The sequence below is a fragment of the Rhodococcus opacus genome (assembly GCF_012396235.1).
In the GTDB taxonomy this organism is placed as follows: Bacteria; Actinomycetota; Actinomycetes; order Mycobacteriales; family Mycobacteriaceae; genus Rhodococcus_F; species Rhodococcus_F opacus.
The window spans coordinates 1-17,095 of record NZ_JAAXPA010000041.1 but is presented as its reverse complement, the minus strand read 5'-3'; the positions used below and the strand labels follow the sequence as shown (position 1 = coordinate 17,095).

The 17,095-nt window shown below is 64.4% G+C and carries 14 protein-coding genes and 1 pseudogene; 6 read left to right on the top strand and 9 right to left on the bottom strand.

Annotated elements, in window-relative coordinates:
- Positions 1–61: 61 nt before the first annotated feature.
- The 9 genes from HGB39_RS34885 to tal all read right to left on the bottom strand — a co-directional run bounded on the left by HGB39_RS34885 (position 62) and on the right by tal (position 10,030).
- Positions 62–1,519, bottom strand: coding sequence for a nicotinate phosphoribosyltransferase (locus HGB39_RS34885; protein WP_005561327.1), 1,458 nt, complete (start codon positions 1,517–1,519; stop codon positions 62–64).
- A gap of 826 nt (positions 1,520–2,345) precedes the next feature.
- The gene (locus HGB39_RS34880; protein WP_005561322.1) at positions 2,346–2,735 is read right to left on the bottom strand and encodes a nuclear transport factor 2 family protein; all 390 of its coding nucleotides are present in this window, start codon (positions 2,733–2,735) and stop codon (positions 2,346–2,348) included.
- 75 nt (positions 2,736–2,810) lie between these two features.
- Positions 2,811–3,761 (bottom strand): PfkB family carbohydrate kinase, encoded by a 951-nt coding sequence (locus tag HGB39_RS34875; RefSeq protein ID WP_052023899.1) that lies wholly within the window; start codon positions 3,759–3,761, stop codon positions 2,811–2,813.
- Positions 3,758–4,789, bottom strand: a complete 1,032-nt coding sequence (locus HGB39_RS34870) for a LacI family DNA-binding transcriptional regulator (RefSeq protein WP_240482798.1) — start codon at positions 4,787–4,789, stop codon at positions 3,758–3,760. The genes HGB39_RS34875 and HGB39_RS34870 overlap by 4 nt, the downstream gene beginning before the upstream one ends.
- A 7-nt stretch (positions 4,790–4,796) precedes the next feature.
- Entirely contained in the window at positions 4,797–5,609 is an 813-nt protein-coding gene (locus HGB39_RS34865; protein ID WP_005561317.1) for a glutamine amidotransferase, read from the bottom strand.
- A gap of 144 nt (positions 5,610–5,753) precedes the next feature.
- Positions 5,754–6,278 carry a pyridoxamine 5'-phosphate oxidase family protein gene (locus HGB39_RS34860; RefSeq protein ID WP_005561315.1) on the bottom strand — a complete coding sequence of 175 codons (525 nt, stop codon included), beginning with the start codon at positions 6,276–6,278 and terminating at the stop codon, positions 5,754–5,756.
- Between the two features lie 7 nt (positions 6,279–6,285).
- Positions 6,286–6,741 (bottom strand): hypothetical protein, encoded by a 456-nt coding sequence (locus HGB39_RS34855; protein WP_005561314.1) that lies wholly within the window; start codon positions 6,739–6,741, stop codon positions 6,286–6,288.
- 360 nt (positions 6,742–7,101) lie between these two features.
- Entirely contained in the window at positions 7,102–8,748 is a 1,647-nt protein-coding gene (pgi, locus tag HGB39_RS34850; RefSeq protein ID WP_064079802.1) for a glucose-6-phosphate isomerase, read from the bottom strand.
- Between the two features lie 4 nt (positions 8,749–8,752).
- Positions 8,753–10,030 (bottom strand): transaldolase, encoded by a 1,278-nt coding sequence (gene tal, locus HGB39_RS34845; RefSeq protein ID WP_005561310.1) that lies wholly within the window; start codon positions 10,028–10,030, stop codon positions 8,753–8,755.
- Positions 10,031–10,313: 283 nt separating this feature from the next.
- On the opposite strand from tal, the gene HGB39_RS34840 reads away from it, so the two are divergent.
- The 6 genes and pseudogenes from HGB39_RS34840 to HGB39_RS39730 all read left to right on the top strand — a co-directional run.
- Positions 10,314–11,780 (top strand): aldehyde dehydrogenase family protein, encoded by a 1,467-nt coding sequence (locus HGB39_RS34840; RefSeq protein WP_085999949.1) that lies wholly within the window; start codon positions 10,314–10,316, stop codon positions 11,778–11,780.
- An 82-nt stretch (positions 11,781–11,862) separates the two neighbouring features.
- A complete protein-coding gene (locus HGB39_RS34835; protein WP_005561305.1) occupies positions 11,863–13,293 on the top strand; it encodes an aldehyde dehydrogenase family protein in 1,431 nt (476 codons plus the stop codon).
- A gap of 55 nt (positions 13,294–13,348) precedes the next feature.
- Complete coding sequence (gnd, locus tag HGB39_RS34830; RefSeq protein ID WP_259465779.1) at positions 13,349–14,299, top strand: phosphogluconate dehydrogenase (NAD(+)-dependent, decarboxylating); 951 nt, start codon at positions 13,349–13,351, stop codon at positions 14,297–14,299.
- Complete coding sequence (gene glpX / locus HGB39_RS34825; RefSeq protein WP_005561301.1) at positions 14,296–15,297, top strand: class II fructose-bisphosphatase; 1,002 nt, start codon at positions 14,296–14,298, stop codon at positions 15,295–15,297. The genes gnd and glpX overlap by 4 nt, the downstream gene beginning before the upstream one ends.
- 39 nt (positions 15,298–15,336) lie before the next feature.
- A complete protein-coding gene (gene fgd / locus HGB39_RS34820) occupies positions 15,337–16,350 on the top strand; it encodes a glucose-6-phosphate dehydrogenase (coenzyme-F420) (protein ID WP_005561299.1) in 1,014 nt (337 codons plus the stop codon).
- A gap of 446 nt (positions 16,351–16,796) precedes the next feature.
- Positions 16,797–16,883: pseudogene (locus tag HGB39_RS39730) on the top strand (3-hydroxyacyl-CoA dehydrogenase family protein); the annotation flags it as partial.
- Positions 16,884–17,095 lie beyond the last annotated feature (212 nt).

Here is a 17,095-nt window from a genome sequence, read left to right as displayed (position 1 = left end):
AGGCTGTCCGGGAGCCGGCGGCCAGGGCGTTGTGAAGGTTGCGCCCGGTCGCCGGCAGCTCTCAGGAGAGTGCGAGTTCAGCGTCGTTGTGCAGGGGTGCGATGGCATCGGCGTAATAGCTCTCCGGCACCTCCCGCTCACTGCGCTCGATCAGCTCGGAGAAATCCCACTTCCGCAGCAACTTGCCGTTACGGAACACCGGCTGCAGGATGTTCTCCTCCGGCGAGATCGACTCCCGCGGCACCGTCTGATACTCACCCTGAGACAGCCGCAACCCGAGGCGGCCACGCTTGGACGCCTTCATCGCATCACCGGTCGGCGCCTTCGCGATACCCCGCCACTCACCGTTGACACACACCGCACTGGCCTTCTGCCCGAAGTTCATCGTGTCCCGGTTGCAGTGCTGCAACAGCCCGCCCCCCATACCGAAGATCGCGTTCTCCGCCGACAAACCGCGGCGTTCGAGCTCGGCGTACACCCGCGGGAGACTGTCACGATTGACCCCGTCACCCTGCACCACCCGCACATAGTCGGGCAGCACCTTGAAACCCTTGCTGTTGGTGGTGTACCCGAAGCTGTCCATCAACCACTCGGTCGTCTCCGCGGTCACCTGCACCACGTCACCCGAGTCCGGGCGCACCCCGACCAGTCCGGGAAAGTTCCGAACAAAATCGGCGAGCTCGCGGCCGATGATGTTCTTGACCGCATTCTCGTGGTCGTAGGTGTCGGTCAGCAGCAACACCACCCCGCTCGGTGCGTGCACCTCGAGCATGTTCCGCATCGCCGCGGCCTCGTTCTCCCGACCCCACGCGCAGAAACCGGCGTGCTCGGAGTTCGGGCCGGAATTCGCCGGCGCGACCGCGTTGTAGTACTCCTTCGCCGCGAGAATCCCTGGCACGGTGTCACTCTGGTTGAAGTTGACCAGGTGCGCCAACCCACCGAGCGCGGCCGACTGCTGCGAGCTCACCCCGCGGGCGCCGTAGTCGTGCAGACAGTGCCGCAAAATTTCCGGGTGATCGGAGGTCCGGGCCAACGCCTCCTTGATGACCTGCTTGGCCAGCCAGCTGATGGTGCCCACCGTGGTCGGGTACCACACCCCACGCAGCAGGGCGGTCTCGAAGAAGCTCGTCACCCAGAAGTACTTCGGGTCGGTGTTGATGATCTGCACCAGCACGTTGCGGGTCGGCATCACCAGGCCCTCGGGCACCGCCTCGATCTCCACCGGCAAGAACCCACCGTGATCGTTGAGGATCCCCAGCCAATTCTCCCGATTGAAGTGCATCCCCTGCTCACGGGTGATGCTCTCCGCCTGATCGATGTCCTCGAGCGTGATCGGATGCAGCAGATACTCCCGAAGGAAGGCCTGCAACCCCACGAACATCGTCACCGGGAACTCCCCACCCCGCGACTCGACGTAACTGGATACATACTCCGTCCCCGCCGGATACAACGGGTAGTGACAATGCTTGTAACTGTCGGTGTTGATGATGATGTTGTCGTAACTCCGGCCCAATGCCATCGCAATCTCGCCTTTTCTCGTGGTGTGATCGTTGCTACTTCTCTGTTGTCTGGATTTTCCAAGCCCAGGAGAGTTGCCGCGAATGCGGCCCCGAACCTTCGCCTTCGAGGTGCTGCGTTCGACCCAGTACCCGATACTGTATGACGTTGGTTATCAATATGTTTCGGCCCATTACATCTAGCGAGCCGATGCTCGTCCTGCGGGCGACATACAGCGGATTCGCTCTCTCAGTGCGCTGCATCACACTTACTATTAACGTTTATAGTCTCGCAGTCAAGAGGTTCGCGGAGATCAATTCTCAGCTCGCGCCCCTGCTCGAGAAACCGGGTCGCGTAGCCACTGGCCTGGACAATCCTCTGTAAACGACCAGTGGGCCGCATCTCACGTCCGCGCTCCGCGTACAGACGCCGAAGAACCCGTGGGCCCGGTAGAACTACCAGAAACTAGAAAGGGTTCTACTCGGGTCGCGGAGGCCTGAGCTACTCGCGAACGCGCTGCCGACCGGCCGCGTGACCGACCTGTAGCGGCGATGCAACATGCACCTGCACAGACGAATACGGCCATCCACACGAGTGAATGGCCGTATTCTCGCAGCCGGAGTCGAGGGCGCCGTGGCCGAGCGCCGGCACGGCGAGGACCGGTCGGTGCCGACTCGACGAAGCGACCATGCGGTTCTCCCGCTCATTGCGGGACGGTCGCCCAATCTACCCCAACTCCGGGCAGGTCCGCGCTCCGACACTTGTCAGTGGCGTCAGAGCGATCACGTTGCGGATCCGACCGCAACCCCACCCCACAACATTCAGTTATTTCCTCTGCGTTGTAACTTCTAGGAAGCAGTAACGGGAGTGGAAATCTTGCGGTAGGTGTCCTTACGCCTGATGCGGTCGCCTCCGAACTCGAACACGTCGCACGCACGTGTTTCCAGAACGGCACCGTCCTCGTGCCTCTGGAAGGTAGTCCACCGGGTTACAGCAAAATCCATACCCACAAGCGGCTTCTCCATCACGGTTTCAGTCGCTGAACCGCTTGGTAGAAGGTACATCTCGAATCCGCGACGCACATCGGCATGACCTTCGAACCGGACTCCCGGATCGGGGCCGACCGAAGAGTGGAAGATGCAATCGTCGGTCATCAGGTTCATCAGTGCGTCGACATCCTTGATGTTCCAGGCGTAGACGAACTGGTCGATCAGCGCTGCACGGTCGTCAATAGTCATGGTTGCTCCATATGCTCCGGTTCGGGAAGCCTCCGGCCGCGCTGATGCTCGCCGCACAGGGGCCTCGACGGGTGGTTACGCCCGGCTGCCGACCTCGATGTCCGTGGCGCGAGGCATCCCGGCGCGGGCCCCGACGTGTGCAACAGACAGCGCGGCAGCAACATTCGCGGCTCGGACCGCGTCGTCGAGTTCGTCTCCCGCTGCCAGCCGGGTGATCAGAACGCCATTGAAGGTATCGCCTGCGCCGGTGGTGTCGCGGGCCACGGCCGGCCGTGGCCGAACGTGGTCGACGTTCCCGTCGGGCGTGAGTACCAGGGCACCGTCACCTCCCAGGGTGACGACGACCGGTGCTCCGGTGCGTGCCATAATCGCGGCGGCGGCCTCGCGGGCATGGGTGTGGTCGTCATCCAGCATCTTGGCGAGTTCGAGACACTCACCCGCGTTGGGCGTCAGGATCGGCCCGTACCCGAGGAGATCGGCAACACCGGGAATGGGAGGGGCCGGATTCAGGACACAGCGTGCACCCGCCGAGGCGGCAGCGATCACCGCAGCCTCCACCGCGGCATCGGGTATCTCCGTGCTGACCAGCACCGAATCCGACGGTCTCAGGTGGGAAGCGAGGGCGCGCGTCACGTGTTCGGCACTCAGTGCGGCATTGGCACCCGCGCCGACGGCGATCTGGTTCTCGGCGCCCGGGTCGACGACGATCAACGCGACCCCGGTGGCTTCGTCCTCGAGGACGGTGACACCGTCCACCCAGATGCCCTCGGCGGTGAGTTCGTCCAGCGCTTCGGTGCCGTTGGCGTCCGCGCCTACCGCTCCGACGAGATGCACTTCCGCACCTGCCCGCGCGGCCGCCACCGCGGCGTTGGCGCCTTTGCCGCCGCCGTACCGTTCGACGCGGGTTCCCACGACGGTCTCGCCCGGACCGGGCAGTCTCTCAGCGGCGACGACCAGGTCGACGTTGATCGCTCCGACGACGAACACTCGCCCCCGGGTGGTACCCACGTCCAGCGGCGTACTCATGAACTGCCTAAGGGTGTAGCCACGGAATCTCTTATCTGTAGCAGGGTCGGGAACGGCTCGGGAGCGGGAACGTCGACCTTGTCGTCGATGAGTTCGAACAGCAGGTTCGCGGCTCGCACACCCATGTCCCGAGCCGGTTGGCGGACTGTGGTCAATCTCGGCGTGAGGAGCGAGACCAGCGGTAAGTCGTCGAATCCGACGACGCTGAGTTCTTCGGGCACCAGGATGCCCTCGGATCGGCAGTATTCGAGCACGCCGATGGCCATCAGGTCGTTCGCGCACAACAACGCTGTCGGGCGCTCCGACGACGGCCCGGACAATGCCTTCGCCGCAAGTTCCGTACCCGACTCCTGCCGGTAGCTACCACCGAAGACCGGAACCGTATCGGGTTCGATTCCGGCGGCTGCCAACGCTTCCCGATAACCGGCGAGTCGTTGTTGGGCCGTCCACAGACCCTCGGGACCGCCGATGACGGCGATCTTGCGATGGCCTGCTTCGAGCACATGTTGAGCAACTTCCCGGGCACCGCGGCGGTTGTCCGACACGATGGCCGGCAGGTCGAATCCGGGGACCTGCTCGTCCACCAAAACGATCGGACCGAGCCGCGTGAGTTCGAGAAGCGACGTCGGTGACGTCGACGCCCCCGACAGGTAGATGATCCCGTTCAGCCTCTGACTTCGCAGCAGCCGCCCATTGAGCGACTCTCCTCCGTCGATGGCTTCGGGGGCACACAACACGACGAGCACTCCACGAGCAGCTGCCGCCTGTTCGACGCCCTCCGCGAGGAGCGCGAAGAACTGGTTCGACAGTTCGGGGACCACGAGTCCGATCGTGGGCGCCGAACGTCTCTTCAACCCCCGCGCAGCCTCGTTGGGTGCGTAGTTGAGGACCCGCACAGCATCGAGCACGCGGGCTCGACGTGCGGGCGCAACCGGTCCGCTGTCGTTCAAGACATAGCTGACCGTGCTCACGGACACGCCCGCGTGCCGGGCCACATCTTTCATCGTCGGGGGCTGACCATTGCTCATAAAATTCTCAATCTACCGCAGCGATTGCGTGCACCGGCGACGGAAGGCTCGTGTCGAGGCCCGCAGCCCAGTTCACGATCGACGTCCACAGCGCCTGATAATGCTGCCACTGCACGAATTCCGGCGGCGCCCAATGGGGCGCCAGATCCGACGCGAAGGCCACCGTGCGGCCGACGCCGGCTGCACCGACGACCAGCAGCGGGTCCTCACCGAAGCGCGCGACAACCGTCGCGTCGGACTTGGCGATGACCCGGTTGTAGCCGAGAAGCATCGGCCATTCCGCGGGGGTCCCGCCGAGGATCTCGTGGTTCGGCTCGTCGAACGTGGCGTCGAGGCCTTCGGGAACTTCGATGCGGTCGTCGTGGTCGAGCATGGTGACCGGAAGGACCGGTGCCAGCGGGCTCATCCCGTAGCGGGCCTTGCCGTCGATCCCGGTGAACGACATGTAGCCGCCCACCATGATCAGGCCTCCGCCGGCTTCGGTGAAGTCCGCGAGCAGCGACAACCGGTTGACGCTGCGTTCGGATCGCAGGAACGTCTCGTCGGCCAGCAGGAAGGAGTTCGCTCCGATGTCGCTGAGGACCACGACGTCGAACTGCTGCAACTCTTCCAGTGTCTTCGGGAACCGCCCCGAGATCTCGTGGGCGCGCATGTACGTCACTTCGAGCCCGGAAGCCTCCAGCGAGTCCAGGAAGACGCCGCCGCCTTCCTCGTACTCGACTGTGCGGAATTCGTCGAAGCCCTTGATGTGCACCGTGTGCTTGATCCACGATTCGCCGACCACGAGCACCCGGGTGGCGCCGTCCTTAGTCGAAGTCATACCTACTCCAAATTTCAAAAGAATGTGTGTGTGCAACTCGAGCCGTCGCCCGCGGTCGTCGTTGTCGGGAGCGGGCGGACCGGCGTGCCCGTCAGTGAACGAGAGATGCCGGTCCGCCGTGATCTGCGGCGATGAACGGATCGGTCAGCTCTTGGGGAGCGGCCGGTCTCCTACAAAGTCCGGCAGCACGCGAGCTTCCGGAACCTGCGGCATCGTCGTCTCGCGTGAATCCCAGCCGATCATCTTGTCCGGCACCAATTCCAGGTAGCGGCGGTCGGCGAATTCGCCGAACTCGAAGTACTGCTCGGCGTAGGGGTGACCCGTGCCGAAGTACTTCTCGAACACCTTGTCCTGGAGCTTCTTCACGAGAACCTCGTCGGTGGCTTCGACCAGCGTTCCCAGGATGCGTACACCGCTGACGGTGGCGTACTCGTCGCCTGAATCGACCAGCGCGGCGATCTTCCGGCCGGCCTGGGAGTTCGCACCGTGGCGGCTACCGGCGTCGATCGGGAGGAAGATCCTCTTTTCGTCGACGACGAACCACAGGGGAGTCAGGTAGATGCTCCCGTCGGCATTCACGCTCGCCACACGGATGCTCTTGGCCCTGTCGAGGTAACCCCACCTCTTGTCGCCCCGCAGAGGGGCGGTCTGGCTTGCGGTCACGGCCATTGCTCTCTCACTTCCTCAGTTCTTGGAGGGTCTTGTGGTAATCCGGCACCTCGACGAGTCCCACGCGGGGAGACGGTCCGCTGGTCCAGAAGAAGACGGTCCGCACACCGGTGTTCTCGAGGGTGTAGGTGTAGCCGGCCGGCAGGTAGATGTGCTCTCCCGGACCGGCTTCGAGCACGACCTCTCGGTCGTTCGCATCCTTGACCCTCAGCTTGATGTGCCCCTCGAGGCAGTAGTGCGTCTCGTCGAAGTTGGGCTGCTCCCAGTTGTAGGGGGCGTGGTCGGGCTCCTGGTAGCAGTAGCCCTGGCGGAAGTAGCGTGCGTCGTCGCGCTCCCGTGACAGGAAGATCGCGGTGTCGATGCCGGTGTTGAACTGTAGGCGCGGCATGCTGCTGATCTCGCCTTCGGTGATCACCCGCGGGTAACGTCGCGCGTTCGGCGCTGACGGATCGAAGTCGGCCATCCGGGTCTTCCCTTCATTTCGAGTCGGTTTCCGAGAGCATCCACAATGGTGGCCAGGCAGACTGAGCGCAGTTGGCTCGTGCTGGATCTTCGGGTGAGTCCCGCGACGACCACCGGGATTGCTAGCCGGTGTGAAACGTTTCCACTTTTGAGATCTAATCTGGCATCCCACCTGTTGTAATGCCGACTGGATTCGTTTCTAATCTACAAGAGCGGTTATGGAGCGTCAAGTGTTCTGGAGGATTCTCGCGTGCCTGTCGCGGACGCCGTCCCCAGGCCCGGGACCTGCACATACCGCACCGTGGACAGCCCTGTTCCCTCAGCGCACGGCGGCAACGTGTCGGTCTCCACCGGTCCGTGACTACACCCGCCGGGCCGCGGCCTTCCGGTACAGCGAGACCAGGGAGTTGGTCGATTCATCGTGACCGAGCGCGGGCGGCTCGTCCTGAGAGAGCTCGTCGACGATGCGGTGGGCGAGCACTTTGCCCAGCTCCACACCCCATTGATCGAACGAGTTTATCCCCCACAGAACCCCCTGGGTGAACACCTTGTGCTCGTACAAAGCCACCAGCTGACCGAGCACGAACGGGTCCAGCCTGCCCGCCAGCAGCGTGTTCGTCGGTCTGTCCCCCGCGAAACTTCGGTGCGCGACGAGGTCGGCCCGCACCCCGGCAGCCGCCACTTCCTCCGCGCTGCGGCCGAAGGCGAGCGCCTCGGTCTGAGCGAAGAAGTTCGCCATCAACAGATCGTGGTGTTCGTCAGGACCGTCGACGGGACGAAGAAAGCCGATGAAGTCGCAGGGGACGAGATGGGTGCCCTGGTGCAGCAGCTGATAAAAGGCATGCTGCCCGTTCGTACCGGGTTCGCCCCACACGACCGGGCCGGTACGGACCCGGACCGGCCGTCCCTCGGTGTCCACCGATTTGCCGTTGCTCTCCATGTCCAGCTGCTGCAAGTACGCCGGAAAGCGTGCGAGGTACTTGCTGTACGGCAGGACGGCATGAGTCTGAGCATCGTGAAAATTGTTGTACCAGAGTCCGATCAGTGCGAGGAGCACCGGCATGTTGCGGGCGAACGGCGCCTCGCGGAAATGAGTGTCCATCGCACGGAAGCCGTCGGTCATCGAGGCGAAGTTCTCCGGCCCGATCGCGATCATCAACGACAGTCCGACCGCCGACTCGACGGAGTACCTACCGCCGACCCAGTCCCAGAAGCCGAACATGTTCTCGCTATCGATCCCGAAGCGACGCACCTGTTCCGCATTGGTGGAGACGGCGACGAAGTGTCTGCGGACCGCATCCTCGTTGCCGAGCGCGTCCACCAGGAACCGGCGCGCGGTGCGCGCATTGGTCAGTGTCTCGACAGTCGTGAACGTCTTGGACACGACGACGTACAGGGTTTCGCTCTGGTCGAGATCCCGGACCGCCGACACGATGTCCGAGCCGTCGACATTGGAGACGAAACGGACGTTCAGTTCCGGATCCGAGTAGGCCGACAGCGCCTCGGCGGCCATAACGGGACCGAGATCCGACCCGCCGATCCCGCTGTTCACCACGTTCTTGATGGCCTTCCCCGTGTATCCCAGCCACGCTCCCGACCGGATCCGGGTCGCGAAGGCCGCCATGTCGTCGAGTACCTGATGCACCCCCGGGACGACGTCACCTCCGTCGATCACCATTCGCTCACCGCGTGCGGCGCGCAATGCCACGTGTGCCACGGCGCGATCTTCGGTCGTATTGATTCGTTCCCCCGCGAACATCGCCTCGATCCGCCGGTCCACACCGGCGGCGTAGGCGAGGTCGACCAACTCGCCGATCACCTCGGCGTCGACGAGGTTCTTCGAGTAATCCAATAGCAGTCCGTCGACACCGAGGGTGAACTCGGCAGCGCGACCGGGATTTTCAGTGAAGAGTCGGCGAAGCGATACTCCGTCGAGGCGTGCTCGGTGTTTCGCGAGCGCGGCCCACTGCGGCCGCTGATCGACCGGGGTTTGAAGGAATTCCATCATCGCCTCACACTTCTCGAGTCTGGACCGCCGTGACAGGGAACGACGGTGGCATCTGTACTGGGATACGGGACCGGTCGATCTGCGCGCGGGCGTCGTCGAGAAGCAGCGCGACGGTCGAGGTGAGTTCGTTCCAGGCGACCTCGAACTTCCGCAGTCCCTCCGCTTCGAGCCCACGGACGACGTCGTCGTAATCGACTCCGGCGAGCGTGAGCTTGTCGAGCACCGTGCGCGAGGTGTCGTATGTACCGGAAATACTGTCGCCGTCCACGACGCCGTGATCGGCCACGGCGCGTAGCGTCTCCTCCGGCATCGTGTTCACCGTTCGGGCGGCGATCAACTCGGTGACGTACCGGGTGTCGAAGTACGCGGGGTCCTTCACACCGGTCGATGCCCACAGGAGGCGCTGCGGGTGGGCGCCGTCGGCCTCGAGCGCGCGCCATCGAGGACTCAGCAGCATCGTCTCGAACTTCTCGTAGGCGAGCCTGGCGTTTGCTATCGCTGCCGCCCCGCGCAAGTAGTCGCGAGGGTCCTCGCCGAGGCGCCGGTCTACTTCCGTGTCTACTCGGGAGATGAAAAATGATGCCACCGACTGGATTCCGGCCAGGTCGTGGCCGTTCGCGCGGGCCTGCTCGAGACCGGCGAGGAACGCGTCCTGGACGCCTTCGTAACGTTCGAGAGAAAAGATCAGCGTCACGTTGACGCCGATGCCGGCCGCGAGCGTCTGTGTGATGGCGGGAAGGCACTCGGCCGTCGCCGGAATCTTGATCAGGACGTTGCGGCGGCCGATCGAGCGAAAAAGGTCGCGGGCCTCTGCGACGGTGCCCGGCACGTTGCGCGACAGGTAGGGGTCCACCTCGATCGAGACATATCCGTCGGCACCTCCGGATCGTTCGTACGTCTCCTGCAGAATCTCGCAGGCCCAGCGAACGTCGGTGGTGGTCAACGCTCGTACGGCCTCGGCGGCATCCGCCCCCGCGATCGCCAGCTCGCGGAGCTGCTCACCGTAGGCGGCCTCACCCGACCGCAGGGCGTTCTCGAAGATCGACGGGTTGGTGGTCACGCCGCACACGGACCAGTTCCGCACGAGTGCGTCCAGGCTCCCCGACGCCAGGCGGTGACGAGACAAATCGTCGAGCCACACTGCAACGCCGGCGGCGGACAGCCGCTGGAGAGGGCCGGACGCGGCCGGGGATTCCGCGGAGTTGCGCTCCTCCCACGCCGGCCCTTCGTCGGTGTCGAGGTACTCGTGGGGGCGAACAGTGCGCCCTCGATCGTTTCTCATTCGAAGTCTCCTTGACCGTTCCGGCATGGGCACATATTGTCATGTAAACGTTTCTACCCCGGAGGTAATCTCATCACATGCCGAATGCCCCTGACAACCTCATGGCCCACGATTCCCCGAGCCCCTCGGCCGGCCTGATCGCCGCGATGACGCTCCGACTCGGACACCCCGGCGGGATTCCCGGACGCGACACACCTACTCCGACGTCATCGCGCTCCATCGCCGCAGGTGAAAGAACCGAAATCCCACGTTCGACTCCTTCCATGCCCCAGGTCAGGTGACCATGTCCAACACCTCTGTGTCTGCAACGCTCCTCGACGACGCCGCGACGCTCTTCATCGATGGCGAGTGGTGCACCTCGGAACAGACATTTAAACGATTCGAGCCATACGGGACAGATCGCCTGTCGGGCACCTTCGCGTCGGCGACTCCCGCTCACGTCCGCCGCGCCTACGACGCGGCCGAGAAGGCACAGCCGGGATGGGCGGCCACGCCTGCCGTCCAACGCGCCAATGTCCTGCGCCGAGCAGCCGACCTGCTCGAGGCCAGGGTCGAGACGGCCGCTCGCCGGCTCACCGCCGACATGGGCAAGGCCATCCGCGACGCCCGCGGCGAGGTGCTGCGCAGCGCTGCGATCCTGCGCTACTACGCCGGCGATCTGCTGCAGCCCTCGGGCGAGACCTACCCGAGCGCAGACCCCGAGACCGTACTGCTCACCGTCGAGCAACCCCTCGGGATCGTCTGCGCCATCACGCCGTGGAACTTTCCGTTCGCGATTCCGACGTGGAAAATCGCTCCCGCAGTCGCATTCGGCAACTCCGTGGTGTGGAAGCCGGCGGAAGTCGCCTCAGGCAGCGCGGTGTTGCTCACCGAGATTTTCGCCGAGGCGGGTCTGCCGACGGGTGTGCTCAATCTGATCACCGGCAAGGGCCGTTCCCTGTCCGGTTCGTTGACCGGGGACCACCGCTTGGCGGCGTTGACCTTCACCGGATCCAACGGTGTCGGTGTCCGCCTCCGTGAGGCGGTCGCAGACCGCAACGTCAAGGTGCAACTCGAACTCGGCGGCAAGAACCCCGCCATCGTGCTGGCGGACGCCGAACTCGAGGACGCGGCCGTGCAGGTCGTTCGCGGAGCCATGCTGGCCGCCGGACAGCGGTGCACGGCCACCAGTCGCGTGTATGTTCAGCGCCCGGTGGCCACGGAATTCCGCGAACTGCTGCTCGCCCAGGTCAACCGACTCGTGGTGGGCAACCCGTACGACGAGGCCACCGACATCGGGCCGATCTCCTCACCGGAGCAACGCGACACCGTGGTCGAGTACCTTCGGCTCGCACACGAGGAAGGTGCGGACATCCTTGTCGGCGGCAAGGCAGACGGTGAGGGTTGCTTCCTCGAACCGACAGTGCTGACCGGTGTGGCCCCGTCCAGCCGACTCGTGCGGGAGGAGATCTTCGGCCCGGTGCTCGTCCTGACCGAGGTCGAGGATTTCGACGAAGCGCTGGCCGCGGCGAACGACACCGTGTTCGGCCTGTCGGCCTCGCTGTTCACATCGAACATCTCCAAAGCCATGCAGTTCGTGCGCCGGATCAATTCCGGCCTGGTGCATGTCAATCGGGAGACGGCGAGTGTGGAGCCGCACGTCCCGTTCGGCGGAGTCAAGGCCTCGAGCAGCATGAATCGTGAGCAGGGAAAGGCTGCCCGCACATTTTTCACCACCACCAAAACGGTCTATCTCAGATCGCCGAACTGACGGGGGCGATCGCACATTTTCGAGATCAATCGCTTGGCCCCAGCACTTTTCAGCACCACCAACACTTCGACGGAGGAAAATGATGGACCACACTCAGAAGTTCTACATCGGCGGCACCTGGGTAGACCCGATCGGCTCGAAGACGCTCGAGGTGATCAACCCGGCGACGGAGAAGCCGATCGCCACCATCGCGATGGGCAACGAGCAGGACGTTGACCTCGCAGTCACCGCCGCACGCACGGCGTTCGACAGCTTCGCGTCGACCACCCCGGCCGAGCGTATCGCCCTGCTGGAGAAGATCATCGAGGTGTACAAGCGGCGTATGAAGGACCTCGCGGGCGCCGTCACCAGCGAGATGGGAGCGCCCACCGGCCTCGCGGAGGCCGCTCAGGCACCGGCAGGTCTCGGGCACTTCATGGCGACGCTCGACGCCCTCGAGAACTTCACGTTCGAGGAAAAGATCGACACCACGACCGTGGTGCGCGAGCCGGTCGGCGTCTGCGCCTTCATCACCCCATGGAACTGGCCGCTCAACCAGATCGTCGCCAAGGTGGCACCCGCCCTCGCAGCCGGATGCACGATGGTGCTCAAACCGTCGGAGATCGCGCCCCTCAACGCAATCATCTTCGCCGAGATCCTGGACGAAGCCGGTGTTCCCGCGGGCGTCTTCAACCTCGTCAACGGTGATGGCCTGACCGTGGGAACGGCACTTTCCGCGCACCCCGAAGTCGACATGGTCTCGTTCACCGGGTCGACGCGGGCCGGCGTCGAGGTCGCCAAGAACGCGGCCCCGACGGTCAAGCGCGTCGCCCAGGAACTCGGCGGCAAGTCGGCCAACATCGTGCTCGACGACGCCGACTTCGAAGACGTCATCACTCGCGACGTCACCGGCATGGTGGTGAACTCGGGCCAGTCCTGCAACGCCGGATCCCGCATCCTCATCCCCGCGGATCGCATGGACGAGGCTGTGGAGATCGCGAAGAAGGCCGCGGCCACCATCGTCGTCGGAGCTCCGGATGCGGAGGGCACGACCGTCGGTCCCGTGGTGTCGCAGGCACAGTTCGACAAGATCCAGGGACTCATCCAGAAGGGCATCGACGAGGGCGGCACGCTCGTCGTCGGTGGCACCGGCCGCCCGGACGGGCTACAGGAGGGTTACTTCGTCAAGCCCACCGTCTTCGCCGACGTCACCAATGACATGACGATCGCGCAGGAGGAGATCTTCGGGCCTGTAATGATGTTCATCGGCTACGAAGACGAGGACGACGCGGTGCGCATCGCCAACGACACGCAATACGGGCTCGCCGGCATGGTGTCTTCCGGAAACCCCGAACGTGCTCGGAAGGTCGCTCGGCGGATGCGGACCGGAATGGTGCACCTCAACGGTGCCCCGCTGGCCGCCAATGCGCCGTTCGGTGGATACAAGCAGTCCGGCAACGGTCGTGAATTCGGCAAGTTCGGTTTGGAGGACTTCCTCGAGGTGAAGGCCATCTTCGGGGACAACCAGAACTGACACACCCACGGGGGGTCGAGCACGCGTGCCCACGGGGCTCGGCCTCCCCCACCGGTTGTGCTCTGTCGATTCGGAAAGGCTCCACGCTATGCAGATCGGGCTTATCGGGCTGGGAAAGATGGGCTTCAACATGCGCGAACGGCTCCGCCGTTCGGGCACCGAAGTTCTCGGTTACGACCCGCACGTCAACAGCTCCGACGTCTCGTCCATCGACGCGCTCGTCGAGGCACTTCCCCCACCGCGCATCGTCTGGGTGATGGTTCCGGCGGGTGCGCCGACGCAGGAGACGATCACGCACCTGTCACAGGCGCTTTCTCCGGGCGACCTCGTCATCGAAGGAGGCAACTCCCGCTTCAGCGAGGACATCCACCACGCGAAGGCGCTCGACGCGCGAGGGATCGGGTACATCGACTGCGGTGTGTCCGGCGGAATCTGGGGTCTCGAGAACGGCTACGCGTTGATGGTGGGCGGATCCGAGGAACACGTCGACAGGGCGATGCCGCTCTTCGACGCCCTCCGCCCCGAAGGCCCGCGCAGCGAAGGCTTCGTACACGCGGGACCCATTGGAGCAGGCCATTATTCAAAGATGGTGCACAACGGGATCGAGTACGGCCTGATGCAGGCGTACGCTGAGGGCTTCGAGCTGCTCGAGGCCACGGAACTCGTCGAGAACGTCCCGGCAGTGATCGAGGCCTGGAGCCGCGGCACCGTGGTGCGATCGTGGCTCCTCGACCTCCTCGTGCGCGCCCTCAAAGACGATCCCGAGCTGTCCGGGATCTCCGGCTGGACCCAAGACTCCGGAGAAGGCCGGTGGACCGTCGAAGAGGCCATCCGCAATGCCGTTCCGGTACCGGTCATCTCGGCTGCACTTTTCGCCCGGTTCGCCAGCAGGCAAGAGACCTCACCGTCGATGAAAGCGGTCTCCGCCCTGCGGAATCAGTTCGGTGGACACTCCACGAGCAGGGCAGACGCTGCACTCGATCAGGTGAAGGCAGCGGCCCGATGACAGTGAGCCGCCGGGAGAAGCCGGACCGCAATCTCGCCCTCGAACTGGTCCGCGTAACGGAAGCAGCCGCGATGGCCGCTGGACGCTGGGTGGGACGGGGCGACAAGATCGGCGGCGACGGCGCCGCAGTCGACGCAATCCGGCAGCTCATCAACTCCGTGACCATGCGCGGAGTCGTCGTGATCGGCGAGGGCGAGAAGGACAACGCCCCCATGCTCTACAACGGCGAGTGCGTCGGCACCGGTGACGGTCCCGAGTGCGATGTCGCGGTCGACCCGGTGGACGGAACGACGATGATGTCCAAGGGAATGTCCAATGCCATCGCCGTGCTCGCGGTATCCGAGCGCGGAACGATGTTCGATCCGTCTGCGGTGTTCTACATGGAGAAGATCGCAGTCGGTCCCGATGCCGCCGACGTCATCGACATCACCGCGCCGGTCCACGAGAACATCCGACGTGTGGCACGAGCGAAGAAGTCGTCGGTCTCGGACGTGACAGTGGCCGTACTCGACCGACTCCGCCACGGCGACCTCATCAATACCGTGCGAGACGCCGGAGCCAGGGTCCAACTGCTGGCGGACGGAGACGTCGCCGGTGCCATCGCAGCCGCGGATCCACGTTCGGCACCGGACATGCTGCTGGGGATCGGCGGCACCCCCGAGGGCGTGATCGCAGCCGCGGCACTGCGATGCATGGGAGGCGCGATCCAGGGCCGGCTCGCCCCCACCAACGATGCCGAACGCCGGCGAGCGATCGATGCGGGCCACGACCTCGACCGGGTGCTTCATACAGAGGATCTCGTTTCCGGAGACAACGTGTTCTTCTGCGCGACGGGTGTCACCGACGGTGACCTGCTCCGCGGGGTGCGATACGCCGCCGGCGGAGCCACCACCCAGTCGATCGTCATGCGATCCAAGTCCGGCACGGTCCGGATGATCGACGGACGACACAGTCTGAACAAACTCCGTGAGTACTCCGCGGTGGACTTCCACGGCTGACGACCCACTTCGTACACACACAGAAAAGCAGGAACGCACATGACCGCAGAACTCAAGCTCGGGTACAAGGCGTCGGCGGAACAGTTCGGCCCACGTGAACTGGTCGAACTCTCAGTGCTCGCCGAAAGTCATGGACTCGACAGCGCCATGGTGAGCGACCACTTCCAGCCGTGGCGGCACAAGGGTGGCCACGCCCCGTTCTCCCTGGCGTGGATGACGGCCGTCGGTGAGCGGACCACGAGGATCCAGCTCGGCACTTCGGTTCTGACACCGACATTCCGGTACAACCCCGCAGTCATCGCTCAGGCATTCGCCACGATGGGACTGCTCTATCCCGGACGGGTGATGCTCGGGGTCGGCACCGGTGAGGCGCTCAACGAGATCGCGACGGGGTTCGAAGGCGATTGGCCCGATTTCAAGGAACGCTTTGCCCGCCTGCGCGAATCCGTGCAACTCATGCGCGAACTGTGGAAGGGCGGCCGGGTCGACTTCGAAGGTCAGTACTACCGCACCACCGGGGCCTCGATCTATGACGTTCCCGTAGAGGGCATTCCGGTGTACATCGCAGCCGGCGGTCCGGTCGTCGCCCGCTACGCCGGTCGTGCAGGTGACGGATTCATTTGTACCTCCGGTAAGGGCATGGAGCTCTACAACGACAAGTTGATGCCAGCCGTCGCCGAGGGCGCACAGAAGGCCGAACGGAAGCTCGAGGACATCGATCGTCTGATCGAGATCAAGATTTCCTACGACACCGATCCCGCACAGGCACTGGAGAACACCCGATTCTGGGCGCCGCTGTCCCTGACACCCGAGCAGAAACATGACATCACCGACCCGATCGAGATGGAGGCCGCCGCGGATGCGCTCCCCATCGAGCAGGTCGCGAAGCGGTGGATCGTGGGCGCCGACCCGGACGAAGTGGTCGAGGCGATCAAGCCCTACATCGACGCAGGGCTGAACCACCTGGTCTTCCACGCTCCCGGTCACGATCAGAAGCGCTTCCTCGAGTTGTTCGAGCGTGACCTGGCACCCCGGCTTCGCCGGCTCGGCTAGCTCACCCCAGCCCGTCACCGCACCGTCCAGCCAGACACCGCGGTGACCGTCACCGCACACGTCCAGCCATAGACAGTGCGATGACCGTCTGCGGCGCACCAGGTGTTCGACCCTACGGAGTGGCTGGAAATTCCCACCACTCACCCGGACCGCTCGTCGCCATCGCCTGGTGCGCCGCTGTACGACTTTTCACCGGGCACCCAACTACTCTGCCCGAGAGCCGATCCAGTCGCTCGACCAGCCTGAAGACCAAGGAGATCACGTGAAGAGAGTGGGCGTCATCGGCGGCGGAATAATGGGGAAGGGATGTCGGAAGTAGTTGCACGAGCAGGTGTTTCAGCGACCATTCTCGAGCGCGACATCACCTCGGCCAATGCCGCAACGGACCGTACCCAGTCGTCCCTCGCCCGTGCCGTCAAGTCGGGACGACTCGACAGCAATGCCAGCACAGCCCGCCGCCGTTGTTACAGCGCATGGTCGATGCCGGTCGTCTGAGTAAGAAGACCGGCCAGGGTTTCTACTCCTACACATAGTCCAGACCACCCGTCGAGAAATGGACGGCCAGAATCAGTCCCGGCACCGGCAGCGATCGAGTGCCCATATTTCCCACCCCGCAATAGGAGACTTCTGCCCGTGTCGATCACAGACGACATCCACGTCCTCACGCAACCGGTTCACCCCGCCGACTGGACCGAACTGGACACCAAGGCCGTCGACACCATCCGGGTGCTCGCCGCGGACGCGG